The 23993-nt window shown below is 66.6% G+C and carries 18 protein-coding genes, 1 pseudogene and 1 riboswitch; of the genes and pseudogenes, 6 read left to right on the top strand and 13 right to left on the bottom strand.

Annotated features, from left to right (window positions below; all coding sequences use genetic code 11):
- Positions 1-69 precede the first annotated feature (69 nt).
- Together RT655_RS05895 and map are read right to left on the bottom strand one after the other, a co-directional pair.
- Positions 70-1122, bottom strand: coding sequence for a low specificity L-threonine aldolase (locus tag RT655_RS05895; RefSeq protein WP_313535507.1), 1053 nt, complete (start codon positions 1120-1122; stop codon positions 70-72).
- Between the two features lie 52 nt (positions 1123-1174).
- Positions 1175-1286: riboswitch (SAM-I-IV-variant riboswitch) on the bottom strand.
- 189 nt (positions 1287-1475) lie between these two features.
- Positions 1476-2300 carry a type I methionyl aminopeptidase gene (map, locus tag RT655_RS05890; RefSeq protein ID WP_313535505.1) on the bottom strand — a complete coding sequence of 275 codons (825 nt, stop codon included), beginning with the start codon at positions 2298-2300 and terminating at the stop codon, positions 1476-1478.
- Positions 2301-2353: 53 nt separating this feature from the next.
- Between map and RT655_RS05885 the strand changes: the two genes are divergently transcribed.
- Positions 2354-3109, top strand: a complete 756-nt coding sequence (locus RT655_RS05885; protein WP_313535503.1) for a molybdopterin-binding protein — start codon at positions 2354-2356, stop codon at positions 3107-3109.
- A 118-nt stretch (positions 3110-3227) separates the two neighbouring features.
- Here RT655_RS05885 and RT655_RS05880 read toward each other — a convergent pair whose 3' ends face one another.
- The 5 genes from RT655_RS05880 to RT655_RS05860 all read right to left on the bottom strand — a co-directional run bounded on the left by RT655_RS05880 (position 3228) and on the right by RT655_RS05860 (position 10103).
- Positions 3228-6176 carry a TonB-dependent receptor domain-containing protein gene (locus RT655_RS05880; RefSeq protein WP_313535501.1) on the bottom strand — a complete coding sequence of 983 codons (2949 nt, stop codon included), beginning with the start codon at positions 6174-6176 and terminating at the stop codon, positions 3228-3230.
- A gap of 392 nt (positions 6177-6568) precedes the next feature.
- The gene (locus tag RT655_RS05875; RefSeq protein ID WP_313535499.1) at positions 6569-7498 is read right to left on the bottom strand and encodes a bifunctional riboflavin kinase/FAD synthetase; all 930 of its coding nucleotides are present in this window, start codon (positions 7496-7498) and stop codon (positions 6569-6571) included.
- A gap of 168 nt (positions 7499-7666) precedes the next feature.
- On the bottom strand, positions 7667-8839 hold the full coding sequence (locus RT655_RS05870) for a dipeptidase (RefSeq protein ID WP_313535497.1): 1173 nt from the start codon (positions 8837-8839) through the stop codon (positions 7667-7669).
- On the bottom strand, positions 8836-9312 hold the full coding sequence (locus RT655_RS05865; protein ID WP_313535495.1) for a dihydrofolate reductase: 477 nt from the start codon (positions 9310-9312) through the stop codon (positions 8836-8838). Before RT655_RS05865 ends, RT655_RS05870 begins: the two co-directional genes overlap by 4 nt.
- Positions 9309-10103 carry a thymidylate synthase gene (locus tag RT655_RS05860; RefSeq protein ID WP_313535493.1) on the bottom strand — a complete coding sequence of 265 codons (795 nt, stop codon included), beginning with the start codon at positions 10101-10103 and terminating at the stop codon, positions 9309-9311. Before RT655_RS05860 ends, RT655_RS05865 begins: the two co-directional genes overlap by 4 nt.
- Positions 10104-10217: 114 nt before the next feature.
- On the opposite strand from RT655_RS05860, the gene RT655_RS05855 reads away from it, so the two are divergent.
- On the top strand, positions 10218-10610 hold the full coding sequence (locus RT655_RS05855) for a JAB domain-containing protein (protein WP_313535491.1): 393 nt from the start codon (positions 10218-10220) through the stop codon (positions 10608-10610).
- Here RT655_RS05855 and RT655_RS05850 read toward each other — a convergent pair.
- Complete coding sequence (locus RT655_RS05850) at positions 10607-12007, bottom strand: M20/M25/M40 family metallo-hydrolase (RefSeq protein WP_313535490.1); 1401 nt, start codon at positions 12005-12007, stop codon at positions 10607-10609. The genes RT655_RS05855 and RT655_RS05850 overlap by 4 nt on opposite strands.
- A 279-nt stretch (positions 12008-12286) precedes the next feature.
- Between RT655_RS05850 and RT655_RS05845 the strand changes: the two are divergent.
- A pseudogene (locus tag RT655_RS05845) lies at positions 12287-13288 on the top strand (family 43 glycosylhydrolase); the annotation flags it as partial.
- Complete coding sequence (locus RT655_RS05840) at positions 13288-14286, top strand: arabinan endo-1,5-alpha-L-arabinosidase (RefSeq protein WP_313535488.1); 999 nt, start codon at positions 13288-13290, stop codon at positions 14284-14286. The pseudogene RT655_RS05845 and the gene RT655_RS05840, both read left to right, overlap by 1 nt.
- 1 nt (position 14287) lies before the next feature.
- Here RT655_RS05840 and RT655_RS05835 read toward each other — a convergent pair whose 3' ends face one another.
- The 4 genes from RT655_RS05835 to RT655_RS05820 are packed head-to-tail and all read right to left on the bottom strand — an operon-like array spanning position 14288 to position 18689.
- Positions 14288-15283 carry a glycoside hydrolase family 43 protein gene (locus RT655_RS05835; protein WP_313535486.1) on the bottom strand — a complete coding sequence of 332 codons (996 nt, stop codon included), beginning with the start codon at positions 15281-15283 and terminating at the stop codon, positions 14288-14290.
- Entirely contained in the window at positions 15280-16302 is a 1023-nt protein-coding gene (locus RT655_RS05830) for a glycosyl hydrolase family 43 (protein ID WP_313535484.1), read from the bottom strand. Before RT655_RS05830 ends, RT655_RS05835 begins: the two co-directional genes overlap by 4 nt.
- Positions 16303-16359: 57 nt before the next feature.
- Positions 16360-17502, bottom strand: a complete 1143-nt coding sequence (locus tag RT655_RS05825) for a cellulase family glycosylhydrolase (RefSeq protein WP_313536912.1) — start codon at positions 17500-17502, stop codon at positions 16360-16362.
- 26 nt (positions 17503-17528) lie between these two features.
- Positions 17529-18689, bottom strand: coding sequence for an aldose epimerase family protein (locus RT655_RS05820; RefSeq protein WP_313535482.1), 1161 nt, complete (start codon positions 18687-18689; stop codon positions 17529-17531).
- A gap of 160 nt (positions 18690-18849) precedes the next feature.
- Between RT655_RS05820 and RT655_RS05815 the strand changes: the two genes are divergently transcribed.
- Together RT655_RS05815 and RT655_RS05810 are read left to right on the top strand one after the other, a co-directional pair.
- Positions 18850-21630, top strand: a complete 2781-nt coding sequence (locus RT655_RS05815) for a TonB-dependent receptor (RefSeq protein WP_313535480.1) — start codon at positions 18850-18852, stop codon at positions 21628-21630.
- A gap of 71 nt (positions 21631-21701) precedes the next feature.
- Positions 21702-22682, top strand: coding sequence for a family 43 glycosylhydrolase (locus tag RT655_RS05810; protein WP_313535478.1), 981 nt, complete (start codon positions 21702-21704; stop codon positions 22680-22682).
- Between the two features lie 179 nt (positions 22683-22861).
- On the opposite strand, the gene RT655_RS05805 is transcribed toward RT655_RS05810, so the two are convergent.
- Entirely contained in the window at positions 22862-23653 is a 792-nt protein-coding gene (locus RT655_RS05805) for a ThuA domain-containing protein (protein ID WP_313535476.1), read from the bottom strand.
- Positions 23654-23993 lie beyond the last annotated feature (340 nt).

The raw sequence follows: 23993 nt of genomic DNA, 5'->3' as shown, positions 1-23993 counted from the left end.
TCCAGCATTTGCTGCGCAAATGGTCCCCCTCCTCCGGAGCTGCGCTCCGAGGGAGGAAACACTTGAACCTCAGGCGGCGAGGGCAGTCCCGCCGCTTACCGCGCGGATATCCGCCGCGAGCTGGTTTACCCGCGCCGTGTCGGCATCCCAGGCAAACATGAACCGCGCCCCGCCGCCGATGAAGGTGTAGAAGCGCCAGCCGCGCGCGCGCAGGCCCTCCAGCACCGGCTCGGGTGCGCGGACGAACACGCCGTTGGCCTCCACAGGGAACATCAGCTCGATTCCCGGCAGTCCTTCTATCTCCGCCGCCAGTCGCTGCGCGCAAGCGTTGGCGTGGCGCGCATTGCGCAGCCAGGCGCCGTTCTCCAGCATGCCGACCCAAGGCGCGGCGAGGAAGCGCATCTTGGACGCCAGCTGCCCGGCCTGCTTGCAGCGATAGTCGAAGTCCTGCGCCAGCGCAGGATCGAAGAACAGCACCGCTTCGCCGACCGCCATGCCGTTCTTGGTGCCGCCGAAGCACAACACGTCCACGCCCGCGCGCCAGGTGATGTCTGCGGGATCGCAGCCGAGCGTCGCCACGGCATGGGCAAAGCGCGCGCCGTCCATGTGGAGCTTGAGGCCCAACTCGCGGCACACGGCCGAAAGCGCCTTCACTTCGTCCACCGTATAGACCTGCCCGGTCTCGGTCGGCTGGGTGATCGTCACCACGCGCGGCTTGGGGAAGTGGATGTCCGACCGACTGGTCGCCACTGCTCGCACCGCGGCCGGGGTGAGCTTGCCGTCCTCGCTCTGCGCGACGAGCAGCTTGGAGCCGTTCGAGAAGAACTCCGGTGCGCCGCATTCGTCGGTTTCGACATGCGCGGCGGCCGAGCAGATCACGCTGTGATAGGACTGGCAGAGCGCCGCCAGCGCCAGCGAATTGGCCGCGGTGCCGTTAAACGCGAAGAACACTTCGCACTCGGTTTCGAACAGCGTACGGAAGGCGTCGGCGGCGGTGTTCGTCCACTGGTCGTCGCCATAAGCGGGGGCGTGGCCGGTATTGGCGGCCTCCATCGCTGCCCATGCCTCGGGGCAGATTCCGGCATAATTGTCGCTGGCGAATTGCTGGGCTTCGGTGGTCACGCTGTACTGCCTTCTTCCTGTTGCCAGGAGGCGGACGACGACAGGAAATGTGGCGTGGACACCGTGTTGCCGGGTTCGGCCACATCCCTCCATTCGGTCATGGAGGCACCACCTTGCACGGGGCAGGTTGGTGCCGGGCGTCGGCCCGACTCTTGATGCTGGCGCGGCGGATAGCGGAAGTTGTGGGTGGCCGCAAGATTGTTGCGGCATTCCCCTCCCGCTTGCGGGAGGGGTTAGGGGAGGGGGCGACGTGGCGGTTCCAGCCAGGACGTCCTCTCCAGCGAACCGCGCATCCCCTCCCCCGACCCCTCCCGCAAGCGGGAGGGGAGCGCAGAAGGACAAGACCGCCGCCCTCAGTATGGCGGCTGGTGCAGGCCCTTGGGGCTGGTCGTGAAGATCTCGCAACCGGTTTCGGTGATACCGATCGAATGCTCGAACTGCGCCGAGAGCGAGCGGTCGCGCGTCACCGCCGTCCAACCGTCGTCGAGCAGCTTCACGTCCGGCCGGCCGATGTTGATCATCGGCTCGATCGTGAAGAACATGCCGGGGCGCAGCTCGGGGCCCGTGCCGGGGCGGCCGACATGCACCACTTCGGGTGCATCGTGGAACACCTGGCCCAGGCCGTGCCCGCAGAAATCACGGACCACACCGTAGCGATGCTTTTCGGCATGGCGCTGGATGGCGTGGCTGATGTCGCCCAGATGGTTGCCCGGCTTTGCCTGCTCGATCCCGAGCATCAGGCATTCATAGGTCACGTCGACCAGCCGCCGCGCCTTGATCGGCACGTCGCCCACGAGATACATGCGGCTGGTATCGCCATGCCAGCCGCCGAGCAGCGGGGTGACATCGATATTGACGATGTCACCGTCCTTCAGCGGGCGATCGCCAGGAATCCCGTGGCAGACGACATGGTTGATCGAGATGCAGCAGCTGTGCGTGTAGCCGCGATAGCCGAGCGTCGCGGGCACAGCGCCGGCGGCGACGGTCATCGTGCGGACGATGTCGTCCAGCTCCTGCGTCGTCACGCCAGGGACGACATGCGGCACCAGCGCATCGAGGATCTCGGCGGCGAGGCGGCCGGCGCTACGCATGCCCTCAAAGCCCTCCGGACCATGGAGCTTGATGGCATGGCTGCGCGCATGCGGCATGTCCGCGGTGACATTCACATATTCGGTCATGGCGATCATATAGGCATTTGCGCCCGCCTTTGCGAGAGCGTAGCGCTAGGCACATGCACGAGCGGATCTGGACAGCGGCCCTGGTGGTGATCGGCGACGAAATCCTGTCGGGCCGCACGCAGGACAAAAATATCGCGCAGCTCGCCACCTGGCTGAATGCGCAAGGTATCCGCCTTTCCGAAGTACGGGTGGTGCCGGACAGGCAGGATGCGATCGTCGAGGCGGTCAACACGCTGCGCGCGCGCAACGATTATTGCTTCACCACCGGTGGCATCGGTCCGACGCATGACGACATCACCGTCGATGCGATCGCCGCGGGGCTTGGCGTGCCGGTGATCGTGCATGCCGAAGCGCGCGCGGCGCTTGAGGCTTATTATGCGAACAAGGGCGGGCTCACGGAGGCGCGGCTGCGGATGGCGCGGGTGCCGGAGGGCGCAGAGCTGATCGTCAACCGCATGTCGGGCGCGCCCGGCATCCGCTGGGGCAATATCTTCATCCTGGCCGGTGTTCCGCATATCGCTGCGGGCATGCTCGATGCACTGACCGGCACGCTCGAGGGCGGCCTGCCGGTCGTCGCGCGGACGATCGGTTGCTGGGTCGCGGAGAGCGAGATCGCCGATTTCCTCGGCGAGACGGAACGCACGCACGAGGGCGTGTCGATCGGCAGCTATCCGTTCTTCCGCGAGGGGCGCGTGGGCGCCAATTTCGTGGTGCGCGCGACGGATACGGCGCTGGTCGATCGGGTCATCGCCATCGTAGCCGACGGTCTCGATGCGCGCGGTTTTGCGGCGGTGGACGGCGGGATCTAAGTCTCTCGCCGATGTCCGCGCGCGATCAATGCGGCGCGGCGAACGCTTCCGATGACAAAAAAAAGAGCGGCACTCCGAAGAGTGCCGCTCCCATTCCATCTGACCCTCGCGGGTTCGATCAGAACTTGAAGGTCGCGCCGACGTACAGCATGCGGCCGTACAGGTCGTAGGTGTCCGCCACCGTCTGCGTGCCCGGCCAGGTGACCTGGTTGGTGTCGCCGAACACCGGCGGCTTGGTGTCGAGCAGGTTGTTGACGCCTGCATACAGCTCCATCTGCTGCTTGCCGCCCACGATCACCTTGCCCTGCAGGTTGTGGTAGAAATAGGCCGAGATGCGCTGCGCATCCGGATCACCCAGATTGTCCGTCAGCGGGCCCATATAGTCCATGCGGTAGTTCAGCTGGAACTGGGGTGCGCTGAACGTGATGTTGGCCACGGCCTTGTCCTTGAAGCCCGAACCGAGGCGACCGCAGCTATAGCAATCGGCCTGGCCCAGCTCGTTCTGCACCGGACCACCCGGGAAGGGGGTCTGCTGCTGCTTCAGGCGGTGGTTGTACTGGACGGCGAAGTCGAAGCGCGAGGCGCCGACCGGGATCGCATAGCGCGCGTCGACGTCGATGCCCGAAACCAGGAACGAGCCGGTGTTCAGGTTGATCGCGTTAACGCGGGTGATGAAGCCGTTGCTGTCACGGATCACGTTGTTGCAGAACAGCGGGTTGCCCGTGTTGACGCACTGGTCCACCGAGACCTGCTGACCGACGATGCCGATCGCGTTCTTCACCTTGATGGTGTAATAGTCCACCGTCATGCTGAAGTTCTTGAAGAAGCTCGGCGTGATCACGGCACCGGCGGTGAGCGTGTCAGCCGTTTCTTCGCGCAGGTTCGGGTTGCCACCCAGCAGACCGTCGATCGTCTGGATCTGCGAGGTGGTGTAGGTGAACGAACCGCGGTTCGCGATCGTGTTGGCGATACCCGGGATGTTGCGGCAGTTCGCCGGCAGCGCACCGATTGCGGCACCGTCACCCTCGCCGCCGCCCTGGTCGCAGGTGTCCTGCACCGCCGGGAAGGTCTGGCTCAGCGACGAGTAGAGCTCGCCGATGTTGGGGGCGCGGGTCGCACGCGAATAGACGCCGCGGAAGCGGATGTCGGACGTCGGCGCGAAGGTAGCGCCGCCCTTGAAGCTCCACACGCCGCCGACGGTCGAGTAATCGGCATAACGCGCTGCACCCTCAAGGCCGAGATACTTGATGCCCGGACGGTCCTCGACGATCGGTGCGACCAGCTCGACAAAGCCTTCCTTGACGTTGAAGCTGCCCTGCGTGTTGGTGATCTGGTTGCCAGCGCTCAGGCCCGCCTGGGTGAACGGATCGTAGACCTCGCTGCTCTTCTCGTGACGATATTCACCGCCGAACGAGATCGCGACGGGGCCGCCCCACAGCGAGAACAGGTCGCCGTTGATGCTGCCGGAAACGACGTCCTGGTTGACCTTCGCCAGATAGTCGAAGGCGACGTTGGTGCCGTTGACGAGTTGGACGGTATTGCCGTCGATCAGCGTCACGTTGCGCGTCGGACCGGTGTACTTCTGCAGGAACTGCGAAGCCGCCGTCGTGACGGTGTTGAAGCCGAAGATGTTGATCGGCACGCAGCCCGCCGCACGCGCCGCCGCATCCGAGCAGCGCACCTGGCCGTCGGGGCCGATCTCGTTGCTCAGCGCCGCACCATAGTTGGGCGTGTAGATCGACTGCGCCGTGGTGTGGTCGCGGCTCTCCGAGTGTTCGTAGTAGATGTCGTACGACCAGTTGGTGCCGGCGGTGAACTGACCCTTGGCGCCGATCACGCCGCGATAGAAATCGCGCTCGTTCTTGTTGCTGCGGCTGAAGATGTCGTTCGAACGACGACGGAACTGGATGACGTCGACGCCATTGGCGACGGCTGCCGCACGGATCGCCGCCGGGACATAGGGGCTGCTGATCGGAATGCCCGCATAGGCGGAGCCGTCGAAGTTCAGCGCGGCACCGGCGCTGACATTGTCGATCGCCGACGGCTCGAGCGAGGCGTTCGAGTTCGTGCGCGTATACTGGCCCTGGGCGTAGAGCTTGAACGCATCCGAGAAGTCATAGTGCGCGAGCACTGCGCCCTGATAGCGCTCGACCGGCACCGACAGCAGGCGATCGCCGTTGCGGTTGTAGCCGTCGATGTTCGCGCTCTGATAGCCCTTCAGGTTGTTTGCACCGTCGAAGGTGAAGGTGCGCCCGCTGGTGGGGGAGAAGCCCGCCTGATTGGGGTTGTTCACGTCGCTGACGTCGAACAGGCCCTGTGCGGCATAGGAGCTGCGGTTGGGGATATCGCGCGACGAGAAGCTGCGGTTGCGCGAGGGCAGGCCATGATCGTTGTCATAGCTGAAGTTCGCCGTGATGTTGCCGCGGCCGCCGCTGAAGTTCTGGCCGCCGGTGATCGACACATACTGGCGGGGGGCGTCGCCCTTGTCAGATACGGTGTTCTGCGCACGCACGCGCAGGCCCTGGAAGTCGTTCTTGAGGACGAAGTTGACCACGCCCGCGATCGCTTCCGAACCATAGACCGCCGAGGCGCCGCCGGTGACGACGTCGATGCGCTCGACCAGGTCGGTCGGGATGTTGTTGACGTCGACCGCCGAGGTGCCGGCAATGCCCAGCGTACGACGGCCGTCGATCAGCACCAGGGTGCGCGACGAGCCGAGGTTGCGCAGGTTCACCGTCGCGGTGCCGTTGCCGGTGTTCGAGAAGTTCGAGCTGGTGCGGCTGACATTCTGGCCGACCGCCGGAAGCGTGGCGAGCACGTCCTGAATGTTGGACGCGCCGGTCTGCTGGATCCGCTCCGCGGTCACGACGGCGACCGGGGTGGAGGCCTGCAGATCGGGGCGCGCGATGCGCGAGCCGGTCACGACGATCTCGGTGCCGGCACCCTGCTGGGCGGCGTCGGTCGTGCCGTTCTGATCCTGTGCAAATGCGGGCGCGGCGAACATTGCCATGGCGCCCATTCCTGCCAGCGCCGTGCCGGCGCGGAGGGCATACGCGATACGAGACATACGCACTTATCTTCCTTCATGCTGCACGCGCCCGCCTTCCGATCGGAGGGGCACGCGCTCTCCCTAATTCATGTCGGCAGCTAGGCTGGCGACGACACTGGAGCGCCGCATGAGCCGCTGTAACCATAGTGTAAAGGAGCGTCCCGCGAGGCCAATGCCTTTGGTCTGGCGGTGTGACTTACGGAACACAGTTACGGCAGCAATATGATAATGGCTGGAAAGAAAATAAAGGTAAACGCACAGCGCACTAATGTAATATTGCCCGGAAGCACTTCGGCAACACCGTGTGACATATGGTTACATGCCAAGGCCACGCATCACGGCGACGCGGCCGGGCAGGGTACGACGTCGGACGGGTAGCGCAGCGCCAGCGGCGCCGGTTCGACGCGGGTTCAGGCGGGCGTGGCGAGTAGCTGCCGCGCGCGCGCGGCATCCTGGTCCATCTGGGCGGTAAGCGCATCGAGGCTGTCGAACTTGGCCTCGGGCCGCAAATAGTCGATCAGCGCGACCTCCAGCGTCTGGCCATATAGGTCGCCGCTGAAATCGAAAAAGAAGCTCTCCAGCAGTTCGATCGGCGGATCGAAGCTCGGGCGGATGCCGACATTGGCAACCCCGTCCAGCAAGCGCCCATCGGGCAGTCGCCCGCGCACCGCGTAGATGCCGTATTTTGGGCGGAGATAGGTGCCGAGCCGCATGTTCGCAGTCGGATAGCCGAGCTGCCGGCCCAGCCTCGCACCGCCCTCGACCTCGGCCGCGATCGCGAACGGACGCGTGAGGAGCGATGCGGCGCCGCGCGGATCGCCTGCCTTGAGATGCTCGCGAATGCGACTGGACGATACGATCTGGCCGTCCATGGCTACCGCGCCCACCGTCTCCGCCGTAAAGCCGAGTTGGCCACCCAACCCCGCGAGCGTCGCGACATCGCCCTCGCGGCCCTTGCCGAAGGTGAAGTCCTCGCCGGTTACCACGCCGGCCGCACCGGCCGTGTCGACCAGCTGCTCGGCGAACTGGCGCGCGGTGAGGCGGGCGAGGGTGGCGTCGAAGTGGAACACCAGCATGCCGTCGGCGCCCGCGGCGGCGAACAGCCGTTCGCGCTGATCGAGCGTGGTCAGCCGGAAAGGCGGGGCGTCGGGCTGGAAGAAGCGGCGGGGATGTGGGTCGAAGGTGGCGACGATCGCCGGGCGCCCCTCGGCGCGGGCGCGCGCCACCGCACGGCCGACGACCGCCTGGTGTCCAAGATGGAAGCCATCGAAATTCCCGAGCGCGACGATCGCACCCCGGAGAGGAAGCGGAACCGCCGAGCCGCCGTCCAGCCGCTGCATGGGGTGGCTATAGGGATTGGCCGGGGCGATGCCAATGGGGGAGGGGGAGCGCGCAAACACTTAAGCCCCTCCCCTTCAGGGGAGGGGTTGGGGTGGGGCAGTGTCTCACCGAGACCAACCAACGTTCTGGAATCGCTCCGCCCCAACCCCTCGTCCAAGGAGGAGGGGCTAAGACGCGCTCTTCATCCCCGCCCGCAGCACCCGTAGCACGTTATCGCCCATCACCTTGCCGATCTCCTGCTCGGAAAAGCCGCGATCGACCAGCGCCTGGGTCACCACCACCAGCTGCGACGCATCGAACCCGGTGGTCACGGCGCCGTCGAAATCGGAACCAAGCCCGACATGGTCGATCCCTACCAGGTCCCGCACATGCGCGATCGCCGCCGCGATGGCCTTGGGGCTGGCCGAGCAGACCGCCGCCTCCCAATAGCCGATCCCCACCACCCCGCCGGTGCGGGCGATGCCGCGAATCTCGTCGTCGGTGAGGTTGCGGTTGACCTTGCAGGTCGCCTGCACCCCGCCATGGCTGGAGACGACCGGCCGCCGTGCCATCGCAAGAATGTCGGCGACCGCCGCATGGCTGGCATGGGCGACATCGACCACCATGCCGAGCGCCTCCATCCGCCGCAGCACCTGCCGGCCGAGCGGCGTCAGCCCGCCCTTGGTGATACCATGCATCGAGCCTGCCGCTTCATTGTCGAAGAAATGCGCGAACCCGGCCATGCGGAATCCGGCCGCGTAGAGGCGATCGAGATTGGCGGGATCGCCCTCCAGGTCCTGCAGCCCCTCGATCGAGAGCAGCCCGCCGGTCACCTTCCGCCCGGCGGCACGATCGGCGAGCAGCCGGTCGAGCTCGGCGGCCGTGCGGATCACCCGCAGCGTTCCGCCCGAGGCCGCAGCGGCGCGCTCCAGCTTTTCCGCATGCCAGAGCGAACGCTGGAGCAGCGAGCTCCAGGTCCGCGGCGGCTGCGCTTGCGCGATGGCGAGCAGGGTGATGTTGTCACTGTCCGCACCGTTGGCGTCATAATTCTGGTGCTGTGGCGTCTTGGTGACCGAGGAGAAGACCTGCAGTGCGACATTGCCCGCCTGCAGCCGTGGCAAATCTACCTGGCCGCGATTGGCACGATCGAGCAGGTTGCGCCGCCACAGCAGCGTATCGGCGTGCATGTCGGCGATGGCGAGGCTCGCATGCAGCGCGCGGGTCTGCGGCGTGACATGGGGGAGGGGCGTCGGCACGACGCGGTTCATCCCAGCCTCCACCGCCGCCGGGGCGATCCCGAAAAAGCCGAACGCCGCGATGGCGAGCACCGCCGCGACGCCGATCAGGATCGGGCGTTTCATCGCCGCCGGAGGAGCGTCACGAAGTCATAGGCGGGGCGATCGCCCTCCGCCGGATGGGGTTCGCGCGCGGTCTCTTCCCAGACGGCGGGATCGAAGGCGGGGACGTGCGCGTCGCCCTCGGCATCGAGATGGACTTCGGTCAGCTCGATCCGATCGGCGCGGTCCAGGTACAGCGCGAACACTTCTGCGCCGCCGATCACTGCCACGTCCTCGCCCGCCAGCGCCAGCGCCTGGTCGACGTCATGCGCCACCTCGGCGCCCTCGGCCTGCCAGCCGGTGTCGCGGGTCAGCACGATATGGCGCCGGCCGGGCAGGGGGGCGGGGAAGGACTCGAAGGTCTTGCGCCCCATGATCATCGGCCGGCCGAGCGTCTGCGCCTTGAAGCGCTTGAGGTCGGCGGGCAGCCGCCAGGGCAGCTGGCCGTCGCGGCCGATCACGCCATTGTCCGCGCGGGCGAGGTGGAAGCTGATCATATCGCCACGGGTGCCTTGATGTGCGGCTGCGCGACATAATCGTGGATCGCGAAATCCTCATATTCGTACGCGTCGATCGACGGCGCCTTGCGGAGGATCTCCAGCCGCGGCAGCGGGCCGGGAGTGCGGCTCAGCTGTTCCTGCGCCTGTTCGAGATGGTTGAGGTACAGGTGGCAGTCGCCGCCCGTCCAGATGAAGTCGCCGACCTCGAGCCCCGCCTGCTGCGCCAACAGATGGGCGAGCAGCGCATAGCTGGCGATGTTGAACGGCACGCCGAGGAAGATGTCGGCCGAGCGCTGGTAGAGCTGCAGGCTCAACCGGCCATTGGCGACATGGCATTGGAACAGGCAGTGGCAGGGCGCCAGCGCCATCGCGCCCAGCTCGCCCGGGTTCCAGGCGGAGACGACCATCCGGCGCGAGGCGGGATTGGTCTTCAGCGTCTCGATCAGCTCGGCGATCTGGTCGATATGGCGGCCGTCGGCGGCCTCCCAGTCGCGCCACTGCTTGCCGTAGACCGGGCCGAGATCGCCGTTTGCATCGGCCCATTCGTCCCAGATGCTGACCTTGCGCTCCTGCAGCCAGCGCACATTGGTGTCGCCGCGCAGGAACCACAGCAGCTCGATCAGGATCGAGCGGAGGTGGAGCTTCTTGGTGGTGAGCAGCGGGAAGCCCTGGCGCAGATCGAAGCGCATCTGCGCGCCGAACACGCTGCGCGTGCCGGTGCCGGTGCGGTCCATCACCTCCACGCCGTCATTCAGGGCGCGGGCCATCAGGTCGAGATATTGATGCATGGCCGGAACCTAGCGGGCCGATACGCCGGAGTCATCCGGGTTCGCGCCATTTCGGAGGTCCGGACCGGGTTGGGTTGGGGTTCGCTGCGCCGGCGCGGGGTGGCATGCCGGGCCATGGTGCTTGCGTCGCCGGACTCGTATATTCTCGACCTGCCTGCGGCTCGCGCGCTGTTCGCCACGTTAGTCGACGCACAGACCGAGATCGCCGCCTTCGCCTATCTGGCGCGTAACGGCCGTCTGCTGGGCATGCGGCACATGCAGGGCGACCATGCCGACATGGTCGACATTCCCTTGCGCCGGGTCGTCGCCGATGCGCTGACGTTCGATGCCGCGGCCGTGGTGATGGCGCACAACCATCCGCGCGGAGACCCCACCCCCAGCGAGGCTGACCGCGCGACCACCCGCCGGCTGCTGGTCGCGCTGGAACCCATCGAGGTACGGCTGCTCGACCATCTCGTGCTCGCCCGCGACGGTACCGCGAGCTTCCGCGCGCTGGGCTGGCTCTAGCGCGCGAGCGTCGTCAGTACGCTGCAATAATAGGTGATCGAGGGCGCGATCTCGCTGAGCGGGGATTTTTCGTTCAGCCCGTGCGCGAAGCTTTCGCCCGGCGTGGTGAACATCGGGCTGACGCCGTAGCTCGGCACGCCCTTGGCGCGGAACCACATCGAATCGCTTGCGCCCGTGCTCATGCCCGGCACCACCGCGACGCCGGGGAAGCGGGAATGGATCGCGCTCGTCACCGCTGCAATGAGGTCAGGGCGCAGCGGCGAGGCGGGGCTGGAGACTGAGCCGCTGTCGAGTGTGCGGATGGTCAGTGCCGGCTCGGCGGCAGCGGTGGCGAGCGTCTGCCGCACCTCCTCCACCGGGGTGCCGGGGAAGATGCGGCAATTGACATTGGCGGTCGCGCGCTGGGGCAGGGCGTTGGTCGCGTGGCCACCGTTGATCATCGTGGCGACGCAGGTCGTGCCCGTCTGGCCGACCAGACTGGGCTCCGCGCGCAGCGCCGCGAGCGCCTCGGCATCGTTGGGGTTGGCGAGGAAGCGGCGGATCATCGCAGCGCGGGCAGGCTCGGCCTTGGCGGCCTCGGCTTCCCAGCTGCCGCGGGTGATCTCGTTGATCTGGCCCGGAAAGGCGTGCGCCTCGATGCGGGTGAGGGCATGGGCGAGCGTGTAGATCGCATTTTCGCGGCGCGGGGCGCTCGAATGGCCGCCGGGATTGGTGACCGTCAGCTCGAAATCGGCATAGGTCTTCTCAGCGCCGTCGATGCCGAAATAGGTCGGCTTGCCCCCGGCATCGAGCGCGCCCCCGCCGCCATCGACGTTGAGCAGCAGCTCGGCATCCGGGAAGCGGTCGGCCATCAGTGCGGTGGTCTTCATCGCCGTCTCCTCGTCGCCGGAGAGCAGCAGCACGATGTCGCGGGCAGGCCGGAAGCCGGTGCGCTTGAGGTCGATCAGCGTCGCGACCATCGTCGACAGATCATATTTCATGTCGGCGGCGCCGCGGCCATAGATGAAGCCGTTCTCGATCACCGGGGTGAACGGGTCGCGCGTCCAGTCGGCGGGCTTGGCCTCCACCACGTCCATATGGCCGGATATCAGCAGCGGCTTGGCGCCGCCCTTGGCCGTGCCGGTACCGCGATAGCGCGCGACCAGATAGGCGGTGTCGCCCACCGGCACGATCTCGACATCGCCCTCAGCAAAACCGCCCGCGACCAGCGTCTGCTTCAGGAAGGCGGCATAGGCGGGGGTCTGGTTTCCGGGGCCGGCGACGGTGCGGAAGGCGATGCCGCGCTTGAGCAGGTCGAGCGCCTGCGCTTCGGCCTGGGGATGCGGCTGGGCGTGTGCGGCGGCGGTGCCGAAGCTGAGAGCCGTCGCAAGCGTCGCGACGCGGATAGTGGTGCGCATGAACCCCCCGAATGACTGGTGCGGCGAGCTTAACCACTGGTGAAAGCCCGTCAATCTCGGCAGCGGGCACCGCAATGGGCGGCATCGCTGCGTCTGTGTACGAGCCGCGTTGACGTGCTGTCGAATATGTCGGACTAATGAACTTGGCAGCACGCCTTTGTCGACGGCTGCCGAGGAGATAGTGCTGTCATGACCGAACGCCCTGCAACCCATCGCGCTACTGAGGCAGATGTCGGTATTGCGCCAAGCGATGCGGGCCGGCGGGTCTTTCTGGGCGGCATGGTGACGATCGCCGCCGCTCCGGCGTTCGCTACGGTCCGAACGCCTGCCGAGATCGTCAATCCGGTAGTCCGCCAGCGCGCCGATGCCCAGGTCTTCCGCCATACCGATGGCTGGTATTATCTGACCGGCTCGGTGCCCGAATATGACCGGCTCGTGCTGCGCCGATCGAAGACGCTGGCGGGCCTCGCCACCGCGCCCGAGCGTGTGCTGTGGCGACACCAGGCCAGCGGCCCGATGTCCGGCTTTCTCTGGGCGCCCGAACTGCATCTGGTCGACGGAAATTGGGTGATGTACTTCGCCGCGGGTCCCAGCGGCGGCGGCGAGGACGTGTTCCGCATCCGCACCTATGCAGTGGTGTGCGACGGGCCCGATCCGATGACGGGCACCTGGACGGTGCTCGGACAGCTCCAAACGCCGTGGGACAGCTTCAACCTTGATTCGACGAGCTTCGTCCACAAGGGCCGCCGCTATCTCGCCTGGGCGCAGCGCGAGCCGGGCATCGACACCAACTCGAACCTGTATCTGGCGCCGCTCGCCACGCCGCTGACGCTGGCTGCCAAGCCGGTGCGGCTGTCGGTGCCCACGCTCGACTGGGAAGTGCAGGGCTTCAAGGTCAACGAGGCGCCCGCGGTGTTGAGCCGCAACGGCAAGCTGTTCCTGACCTATTCGGCAAGCGCTACCGACGCGCGCTACTGCCTGGGCATGCTCACCGCCCGCGCCGATGCGGACCTGATGGACGCGGCCAGCTGGACGAAATCACCCGTGCCGGTGTTCCAGACCTCGGCCGCGCACAAGATCTTCGGGCCGGGACACAACAGCTTCACCGTCGACGAGCGCGGCCGCGACGTACTGGTCTATCATGCGCGCGACTATGCGGAGATCCAGGGCGATCCGCTGTTCGACCCCAACCGCCATACCCGGATGCAATATTTCCGCTACCGTGCTGACGGGTCGCCGGAGTTCGGCGCGCCGGTCGCAAACGGCCCGTTGCGGCGGCGTTGAGGCGCTCGGCGTCGCTTGCACTGGGCCTGCTCGCGGCGGCGGGCGGGGCCGCGGCCAGTGCGCCGCGCCCGGCGCCGCTGGTGCTGGAGGGCGCGGTCGCCGGGGTGCATGATCCGGCGATCCTCAAGGACGGCGACACCTATTATCTGGTCGCGACTGGCCATCTCGGCAGCGCGCAAGGCCTGCTACCGCTGCGGACCTCCACCGACCTGCGCCACTGGACGCTGCGCGGGCCGAGCGCTGCGCGGTTGCCGGACTGGGCGCGCACCGCCGTGCCAGGCGCGACGGGGATATGGGCGCCGGACATCTCCAAGGTCGGCGGCGAATATCGGTTGTATTACGCGGTCTCCACCTTCGGGAAGAATCGCTCCGCCATCGGTCTCGCCACCGCGACGCGGATCAACCCGGCGGCGCCGGCAACGCATTGGGTCGATCGCGGGCCCGTCGTGCAATCGGGGCCCGGCGACGATTTCAACGCGATCGACCCCATGCCCTTCGCCGACGCCCAGGGGCGCGCGTGGCTGGTGTTCGGCAGCTTCTGGTCGGGCATCAAGCTGATCCGCATCGATCCTGCGACCGGGCTGCGGCTGGCGGGCGACGCGCCCCCGCGGGCGCTGGCGGCGCGGCCTGCACCGGGTGCGGTGGAGGCGCCGTATGTGATCCGCCATGCCGGGCGCTACTACCTGTTCGTGTCGTTCGACTTTTGCTGCCGCGGCGCGGCGAGCAGCTATCACACCGTGGTCGGACGCGCCTCGGCCGCCGAAGGCCCGTATGTCGATCGCACGGGCCGCTCGATGCTCGCGGGCGGCGGCACGATCGTGCTCGCGGATGGAAAAGGTACCCGCTTCGTCGGGCGCGGCGGCGCCTCGATCCTCCAGCGGCAGGACGGCGATTTCATCGTCTACCACGCCTATGACACGCAGCACGGCGGCGTGCCCACGCTGCGGATCCAGCGGCTGGGCTGGACGCGGGACGGCTGGCCGGTCGCGCGCTAGATCAGCGCGGCGGCGCCAGCGGTGCGATCACGCCTGCCGGTCCGGCGACATCCGGCACCGCGCCCCGCCAGCGGACCTGCTGGATGCGCGGCGAGCGCCTGGCGGTGCAGCCCATGCCCGCTGCCGGATTGGCATGGTAGACGATCCAGGTCTCGCCGCCGGGGGTCGTGAAGAACCCGTTGTGCCCGGGGGCGAAAATGCGCTGCGCGGGGTTCGTCGCGAGGATGGGCTCGGGCGCCTTGGCCCAGGCCGCCGCATCGAGCGGGTCGCTGCTGGCGGGCGCGCGCAGCAGGCCGATCGCATAGCCGTCGGACCAGCAGGCGCTACCCGAATAGGTCAGATAGAGCGTGCCGCCCGGTCCCTGCAGGAACTCCGGCCCCTCGACGATCTGGCGACCGCCCTGCCGTTCCCAGGCACGGTCGGGCCGCGCGATCGTCGTCTCGGCGCCCGCCAGCGTCCAGGGATTTGCCATCGCGACGATCCGCAATGCGCTGTCAGGCCCGTCATAGGCGGAATAAACGAAATAGCGGCGGCCTCGATAGGCGAAGGTCGTGCCGTCGATGCCGGTCAGCTGCGTCTTCAGCCGCCCCCGATCGACCCAGTGACCGCGCGTGGGATCACGATCGGCATTCTCGAGCACGAAGATGCCGCGATGCGCATCGTCGTCATGGCCCGCCGCGGCAGCGGTATAGTAGAGGTACCAGCGGCCGCCGATCCGGTGGAGCTCGGGCGCCCAGATCGACTGCGCGTTCGGTCCGGTGGCAGGCGGCGTCCACACCGTCACCTCGGGCGCCTCGGCGAGACGTGTGAGGTCGCGGGTCTTGCGGATCGCCAGCCGATTGCCCTGCGTATGCATGTAGTAATAGGTTTGTCCGTCGCGGACGATCCAAGGATCGGGGCCGGATTCCAGCAGCGGATTGCGGACCTGGGGCGTCTCCTGCGCCACCACGGGCGCGGTGAGGGCCAGCAAGGCTAGCGGGACGAGCGTACGGATCATGGGTTCGGGAACGCCTTTAACAGAGCATCATATTGCCGCCGGCTGATCGGGAGCATCGATCCATGGCGGAGGCCCGCGGGCATTTCGTAGCGGTTCCAGGCGGGCACGCCGGTGTTGCCCGAGACCTGAAACCAGGGCCCCTGCAGCGTCGGCGCCTTGGACAAGCCGTAGCTGGTCCCGGCATATTGCTCGTAATAGAGCAGCCAGTCGGCGCCGTCGGGCGCGCGGATCAGCGTCGGCGCCTCGCGGAAATTGGGGCTGACCGGCGCACTCGGCAGCGGATAGGGGCCGAGCAGACTCGCCGCGCAGCTGATGCGGATCGTCTTGCCGGTGGTCCAGGCATAGCTCGGATAGCGCTCGTCCTTCACGATCGCGCAATACCCGCCCCGGTCGTCGGGCTGCAGGATCGTGTCGATCGTCGCCATGTCCCAGGAGAACAGGCGGCGCGGCGGATCGGCGAAGGTGCGCAGATCCTTCGACAGCACGTAGAGCGTGCGCTGGCTGGCCCAATAGCGCTCCGGGTCCTGTGCATCGCCATCCTCGTTGGGCGTGTGCCAGCTGAGCAGGAAGCGGTTCGAGGCGCGATCGAAGAACAGCTTGGGCGCACCGATCCGCTGCATCGGATGCGGGTGGCCGGGGATGTTGGCCAGATCTGGCTTGTAGGTGCCGAACGGGGTCCAGCGGATCAGATCGTCCGAGACCCAGAAGCGGATCAGCGGATCCTCGTCGCTGCGATTGCCGACAAGATAATACCGCCCGTCCGGACCGCGCGCGATCGAGGCATGGCCGTGATAGTCGGTGGAGACCGGCTGGCCGCCGTTGAGCCGGGTCCAGTGCAGCCCGTCGAGGCTGACCGAATAATGGAGGTCGCCGTAGCGCGCCGCGGTCATGTGCGCGAACAGATAGGCCTTGGCGGGGTCGACCGCCGGGGTCTCCGGGCCGCCGGGCGCGGTCTGCGCGGCGGCCGGAAGCGCCATCGCGAACAGGGCCAGGCGACAGAGCGATCGAAGCAGATCCATCTTGCCCTCCTCCGGGGGTGCGACTGCACCGCCACGTGGACGGTGCAGTCCTGCGGGTCAGCGGCTGGCCGGCACCACGCCCTTGGGCGCGGCGGAGAGGCGCTTGATCAGGTCGACCTCGGCCTGGCGATAGGGCTTGCCGTCGCGGTGGAAGACCTCGTGGAACCAGATGGTCGGCTCCTCATAGGTATAGGGCTTCTTCCAGCTGTCCCAGGGCAGCCGGGTCTGCGACTTGCCGTCGACAAAGCCCCAGTTGAACATGCCGATGTTAAGCCGCTTGCCGATCGGCAGGGTGCCGTCGAAGGTCGACCCGTTGCCGCGCGCCATATATTCGGTGCACAGCACCGGACGGCCATAGCCGAGCATCTGGTTGGCGCGGCGCTCGAACGTCTCGGGCCAGCTGTAATCGTGGAAGCTCAGCACGTCGGACTGGGCGATCTGGATCTTCTCGACCGCGTCGAGCGTGCTCTGGTCGTCCCAACGGTCGCCGATCCACACGCCCGAGGTGAGCGGCTGGATCGGGTTCGCCGAACGTGCCGCGGCGAACACGCGCGGCAGCAGCAGGGCCACATATTTGTTCTTGTCCGGCGTCGGCGCATAATTGCCGCCGCCGGGATTGTTGGGCTCGTTCCACACGTCCCAGCCAAGCACGCGCTCGTCCTTGGCGAAGGTAGTGACGATATCCTTCACATAGGCTTCGAGCTTGCCGTACTGCGACGCATCCTTGAGCCGCGCGGCGCCGGGCGACTGGGCCGAGCCCGAATTGTGGACGCCGGGGATCGGCGGGTGCTGCGGGCCAGCGCGGGGATCGGGATCCCAGCAGCTGTCGAAGAAGATCCACAGCGTCTTGATGTGGTGCTTCGCCGCGATGGTCATGAATTCGTCCATGCGCCGCTTGAGGCCCGGTGCGTCGGTTTCCCACAACAGGTGGTGCAGGTTCACCCGCATCACGTTCATGCCGATCTTCTCGGCCCAGCCGAGTTCGAGATCGATGCGCTGGGGATCCCAGGTCTCCGCCTGGAACATCTCGAGCTGGTTGATCGCCGTTGCCGGTGTGAAGTTGGCTCCGACCATCCAGGGCTGCTGGGCATACCAGCCATTGGCCTGCGCCTTGGTCCATTGGTCGCGCGCCTCGGCCGACGGTGCGGTGGCGGCAATCGCCAGCGCGGCGCCGGCGAGAAGAAAGCTGCGGCGGATCATCATATGGTCTGCTCCCCTAAAGTCGTTCAGCGCTTCTTCGGCGCCGCGGCCTGGCCGGTGGTCAGGCGGTAGGTCATCACGTTGCGATAGGTCTGGCCGGGATCGAGCCGGGCGTTGGGAAAGCCCTTCTGGTTGGGCGAGTCCGGGAAGATCTGCGGCTCCATCACGATAGCATCGCCCTCGCGGTAGATCCGCTTGGACTTGCCATGCGTCGTGCCGTCGAGGAAATTGCCCGAATAGAATTGCAGCCCCGGCTGGTTCGACCAGAGTTCGAAGCCGCGGCCCGAGGCGGGGTCATAAACCTTTGCCATCAGATGCTGGTCCGGCGTCACCTCGCGGCCGATCACCCAATTGTGATCATAGCCGCGGCCGAAGACGATCTGCTGGTCGCGCGCGTCGCGAACCCGGTCGCCCACCGCCTGCGGGGTGCGGAAGTCGAACACCGTGCCGGCGACGCCCTTGAAGGCGCCGGTGGGGATCGCGCCGGCATCGGTCGGCAGATAGGTCTGCGCCGGGATGGTGACGCGGTGCCCCATCGCGCCGCCCGTCGCGCCCTCGCCCGAGAGGTTCCAGTAGCTGTGGTTGGTGATGTTGGCGATCGTCGGCGCGTCGGTGGTCGCGGAGTAGGTGATGGTCAGGTTGTTCTGCTCGTCCAGCGCATAGGTCGCGTCGACGGTCATCGTGCCGGGATAGCCCTGGTCGCCGTCGCGGCTCACATAGCGCAGCGTCACCGAGGCGGTAGGGCCGTCCTGCACCGAAACCACGTCCCACACCACCTTGTCGAACCCGACCGTGCCGCCGTGCAGCGCATTCTTGCCGTCGTTGACCGGTGTCTGGAAGCTGCGGCCGTCGATCCGGAAGCGCCCCTCGGCCAGCCGATTGGCGAAGCGCCCGACCGTGGCGCCGAAATACTGCCCCTTGGCGAGATAGTCGGCCATGTTGTCATAGCCGAGGATCACGTCCGCCTTGCGGCCGGCGCGGTCGGGCATCACCAGCGACTGGAGCATCGCGCCATAGGCGACGACGGTGGCCGAGACGCCGCGTCCGTTGCTGAGCGTCACCGAGGCGACCGCGCGCCCGTCGGCCATCTTGCCGAACGTGCCGCGTCGGGCGGTCGCCGCATCGGCGTTGCTCGACAGCGCGACCAGCGCGGCAAGGCCGCAGATCGCCGTTGCACCCTTCATCATCCTTACTCCTCCCAAGCGCTGTTTTCTTGCGATGCTGGCCCCATGCAGGGTCCGTCAGCAAAAATATGATAAATATGTTGCTTGCGATGTCAGGCTTATATAATCTCCGCACCACGAACAAGCCCGCCATTCGAGCGGTGTGAAAAAGGGGAGGTTTAGCATGAAGATTAAGCTGTTCTTGTGCACGTCCGTTTCGGCCGTGATCGGCCTGGCGCTGGCGCCCGCGGCGGTTGCCCAGACCGCGCTGGAGTCGCCCAAGCCGCAGACGTCGAGCGCCGACAGCATCAACCCGGCATCGCCCGCGTCTGCCGTGCAGGAATCGGGCGCGGGTGCCGAAGACACGATCGTCGTCACCGGGCTGCGCCGCAGCCTCCAGTCCGCCCAGTCGATCAAGCGCAACTCGGACGGCATCGTCGACGCGATCGTCGCCGAGGATATCGGCAAGCTGCCCGACACCTTCGCCTCCTCGGCGCTGCAGCGCGTCGCCGGCGTCAACGTCACCCGTGGCGGCGGTGAATCGGCGGGCGTTACCGTGCGCGGTCTGCCCGACCTCACCACCACCTATAACGGCCGGCAGATCTTCACCGCCGAGGGTCGCTATGTCGCGATCCAGGATTTCCCCGCCGGCACCGTCGCCGCGCTGGAGGTGTTCAAGTCGGGTCTCGCCAACCAGATCGAAGGCGGCATCGCCGGCGAAATCAATGTCCGGGGCCGTCGCCCCTTCGACTTCAAGGGCTTCGAACTGTCGGGCTCGGTCAACGGCGTGCTTTCGCAGCAGTCCAAGGGCACGACCTGGAACGGCAATCTGCTGGTCAGCGATCGCTGGAACACCGGCATCGGCGAGATGGGCCTACTGGTCAACGCCTCCTATGTCGGCATCAACTTCCTCGATTCGACCCGCGAACAATCGCTGGTAATCCAGACGACCAATGCCGCCAACGCGCCCGCAGGCCAGGCGGGGCTGCGCTACCCGGACGCACAGGGCCTCTTCCTCGGCTATGGCGATCGTTGGCGCCCGTCGGCCAATGCCGCCTTCCAGTGGAAGCCGACGCCCGAACTCGAGATCTACGCCGACGGCCTATTCCAGGGATTCCGCTCGCGCGACTACAACCGCTACATGTTTATCCCGATCTTCGGCGACAATCTGCAGCTGTCGAACATCACCACGCAGTCGAACGGCAAGAACATCGCCAGCATGACGGTGACCGGCGCCTCGCGTCCCGACGGCTATAGCGGCTCGTTCAACGGCCATACCGACACCTATCAGGGCGGCGGCGGTGCGATCTGGACGCGCGACCGGCTGCGCATCTCGGCCGACGTCGCCTATACCGACAGCACCTACACCGCGAACAACGTCAATATCGACTATGCCGCCGCCAGCTCGCCGGTGCGCAACGTGCAGTTCGAGGCACCGGTCGACGGCGGCCCGAGCCAGCAGTTCGTCAATTTCAGCCTCACCGATCCCGCCAACTATATCAGCCGCGGGCTCTGGCAGGAGCTGCTGGTGGTCAGCGGCACCGACTGGCAGGCACGCACCGATCTTTCCTACGATTTCGACGGCGGCTTCCTCAAGCGGATCGATGTCGGCCTGCGCTATTCGGACCGCAAGGCAGCGCGCGATCTCGGCAATCTGTACATCAACAACGAACCGAACCGGGTGCCCCTGACCAGCCTGCCCGGCGCCGATGTGCGCCCGACCCGGCCGGGCTTCGCCTATCACGACGGGTACCCCAACGTCTTCTATGCCGCGAGCACCCGCGACAGCATCCGCAACAACCTGCCGGCGCTGCGCAGGTTCTTCGGCGCGCCCGCGGGCATCCCGCCGTTCAACCCGGCCGAGACGTTCCGCGCCAACGAGAAATCCTATGCCGCCTATGCCCAGGTGAAATATGGCTTCGATCTGGGCGGCACCAATATTGACGGCGTGGTCGGCCTGCGCGCGGTAAAGACCAAGACGGACATCAACGGCTTCTCGCGGGTCGAGGATGTTGGCGGCGTCGTCACCAACCCGCCGGTCAGCGCCAAGAACGACTATACCGACTATCTGCCCAATGCGAGCGCGCGCATCGGCTTCACCGACAAGCTGCAGCTTCGCCTCGCCTTCACCCAAACGCGGACGCGGCCCAATTTCTTCGATCTGCGGCCCAACACCTCGCTGGGGCAGCCGGTGATCCTCGCGCCCGGGGATCCGTGCCTCACCAATGCGACCACCCCGGACTGCGTCGAGCGCCTTCGCCGTGGCGGATCGGCGGGCAACCCGTATCTGAAGCCGCTGACCTCCGACAATTACGATGCCAGCCTCGAATGGTATTTCTCGCGGACCGGTTCGTTCACCGCGGCGCTCTTCCGCCACGATGCCAACGGCTTCCTCGCCACGGTCGACGATCGCACCCAGCCGGGCCTGCGCATCGCCTCGCCGATCAACCTGGGCAAGACGAAGCTTCAGGGCGCAGAGGTGACCTTCACCAGCTTTCTCGACATCGACGGTCTGCCGGATTGGGCCAAAGGCTTCGGCATCCAGGCCAACGGCACCTATATCGATGCCAAGGGCGACCTGGTCCCCAATTTCGCCGCGACCTATGCCAACCGGCAAGAGGCTTTCCCGGGCGTCTCGAAATGGTCGGGCAACGTCGTCGCGCTGTACGAGAAGCCGCAATTCTCGGCGCGCGTCGCCTATAACTACCGCTCCAAGTTCGTCTCTTATTACAGCCTCGAAGCGCTCGACCCGATCGCCCACCCGGTGATCGAGAAGGGCCGCGGCCAGCTCGACATGTCGGCCACGGTCACCCCGGTCGAGAACATCACGATCGCGTTCGACGTGGTGAACGTGCTCGGCAACCCGCTGCAGCGCTATCGCCAGTTCGACACCGGCGACAGCTACACGCGGCAGGTGCTGTATCTCGAGCGCGCCTATTCGCTGGGCGTTCGCTTCCGCTTCTGACCGGGCGCACGGAAGAGTGCAGGGCGTGGCCATGGTGCTGCACCCTGCCTTCACATATGTAAGGATCTGGCATGCGACGCTTCATCCTGGGGTGCGGGCTGGCCGCGCTCCTTGCGGGCACGGCGCTCGCGGACAATCCGCAGTTCGCCGGCGCGGACCCGCATGCGGTATTCATCGGCAACGAACTGTGGATTTTCCCCACTGGCGGCCCTGACGGCAGCTGGGCGGCGGACCGCTTCGGCGCCTTCTCGTCGAGCGACCTGCGGCATTGGCGCACCCGCGGCGAGCTGATCCGCCGCGATCAGATCGCCTGGATCAAGGACGACGGGGCCCCCGCGCACTTCCTCTGGGCGCCGGCAATCGCGCACCGGGGCGGGCACTATTATCTCTATTTCTCGGTTGGGCCGCAGAACCCGACACCCAGCCGCATCGGCGTTGCCGTCGCGGATCGGCCCGAGGGCCCCTATCGTGATATCGGCCATCCGCTGATCGCCGATGGGGGCCACGGCTTCGAGGCGATCGATCCGATGGTGTTCGTCGATCCCAAGTCGGGCAAGGCGTATCTCTACGCGGGCGGCAGCGCAGGCGCAAAGCTTCGGGTGTGGGAGCTGGGCGCGGACATGACCAGCATCGCACGCGAGATTCCCGTCGCCACGCCGCCCAATTTCACCGAAGGCGCCTTCGTCCATGTGCGGGACGGCACCTATTATCTCTCCTACAGCCATGGTCGCTGGAATGGCCCCGATTATTCGGTTCATTACGCCACCGCGCGATCCCCGGTCGGACCTTGGCGCTATCGCGGTGCGATCCTCACCGCCGACGGGCGTCACCAGGGACCTGGCCATCACAGCTTCGTGCGAACCGCGGCGGGTGGCTGGCTGATCGTCTATCATCGCTGGGAACATCCCGATGAGCCGGCTCCCTATCGGGGGGAGCGGCAGATCGCGATCGATCGGGTGCGCTATCGGCCCGATGGCAGCATCCGCCTGATCACCATGACCGATGGCGCCGCTGCACCGACGTTGCCGAAGATGCCCGCTGCGGCGCGGTGATCACACTTGCTCGGCCATATTCGCGCTGACCGGGACAGCCTGCATACAGCTCGATAATCTCGCTCAATCGGCGGGCAGATCGATCACCGATTGCCTGCCGACGGCCCCTTAAGGACGGCGCCTGTATAAGGCCGCCGCCCGGAGATATCGCGCAGCGCCGGGTGCGGGGCCGCCGTCGGCTATTGCGCGGCCCAGCGGATGGCGTTGGTGAGGATGCGCCGATAATTGGGGTCGTCATAGGCTTCCGGCGCGTGGCCGAGCGCCGAATAGAAGACCCGCCCCTTGGTCGCGGGGTTGACCCAGATCACCGGATGCTCGCCCATCGCCAGCTTGGCGCCCGGGCGGTAGCTTCCCTCGTCGATCCGCGCGAGCACGGTCATGCCCCGTGCCGCGGGGTTCGTATCGAAGGAATACCATTCGTCGACCAGCGACCATGGGCGCTTCACCCCCGCCATGATGGGGTGTTCGGGCTTGTCGACCAGCAATTGCGCCGGCTGCAGATGATCGGCGCCGCCCGGATGGCCGATGAACGTGGTGCCGATCACGGTGCGGACGTACCAGGGATCGGTATGGCTGTTGTCGCCCGCCGCATGCAGCGCCACCACGCCGCCGCCCCGCGCGACGAAGCGGGCAAAGGCCGCGCGCTGCGCCGGTGTGAGGAAGTCGCCGCTCGCACTGTTGAGCACGACGACGGAGAAGTGGCGCAACTGGTCGTCGTTAAAGACGGCGGCGTTCTCGGTCACGAAGCTGGCGCGGCCCAGGCCCTTGGCGATGTCTGCCAGAACGCTGTTCGAGTGCGGAATATGCTCGATGTGTCGCCAGCCATTGGTCTTCGAAACGATCAGCACCGCGTGCTGCAATCCACGGGGCAGGGTGGGCGCGACGCTATCCAGGGTCGGCTTGGGCAGGTGCGGATCGGGCACCGTTTGCGCCATGGTGAACAGCGCCAGTACCGCCAATATCGTACGCATGCGGTTCTCTCCCATGTCCGCCGTCAGCAGGCGACACCCTGCGCGGAAGGCGCTGTTTGGTTCAACCCCAAAGCACGGAATAGGGCGCGCGCGACCGTTTATTCAATGAGAGCGCGCCAATACGCGGGGTCTGGGCCGATATGGCACGCGTCCCAGCCCCGACCTAGCACCTGTTGCCCCGCCAGCTTGGGCGCGCCACCGGGCGGTATTAAATCGCTTGGAACGGGATTGGAGCGGTGAAGGGAAACCAACCGGCCGAAATACGCTACTTAAAACAGTTGCTTACCGCACTGCAGCAAAAATTGAACCCCAGGGGTCAGGCCCCACTCCCCTTTTCGTA

The organism is Sphingomonas sp., from assembly GCF_032114135.1.
Taxonomy (GTDB): Bacteria; Pseudomonadota; Alphaproteobacteria; order Sphingomonadales; family Sphingomonadaceae; genus Sphingomonas.
Note: the sequence above shows the minus strand (reverse complement) of the source record. Positions and strands in the feature narration are given on the sequence as shown.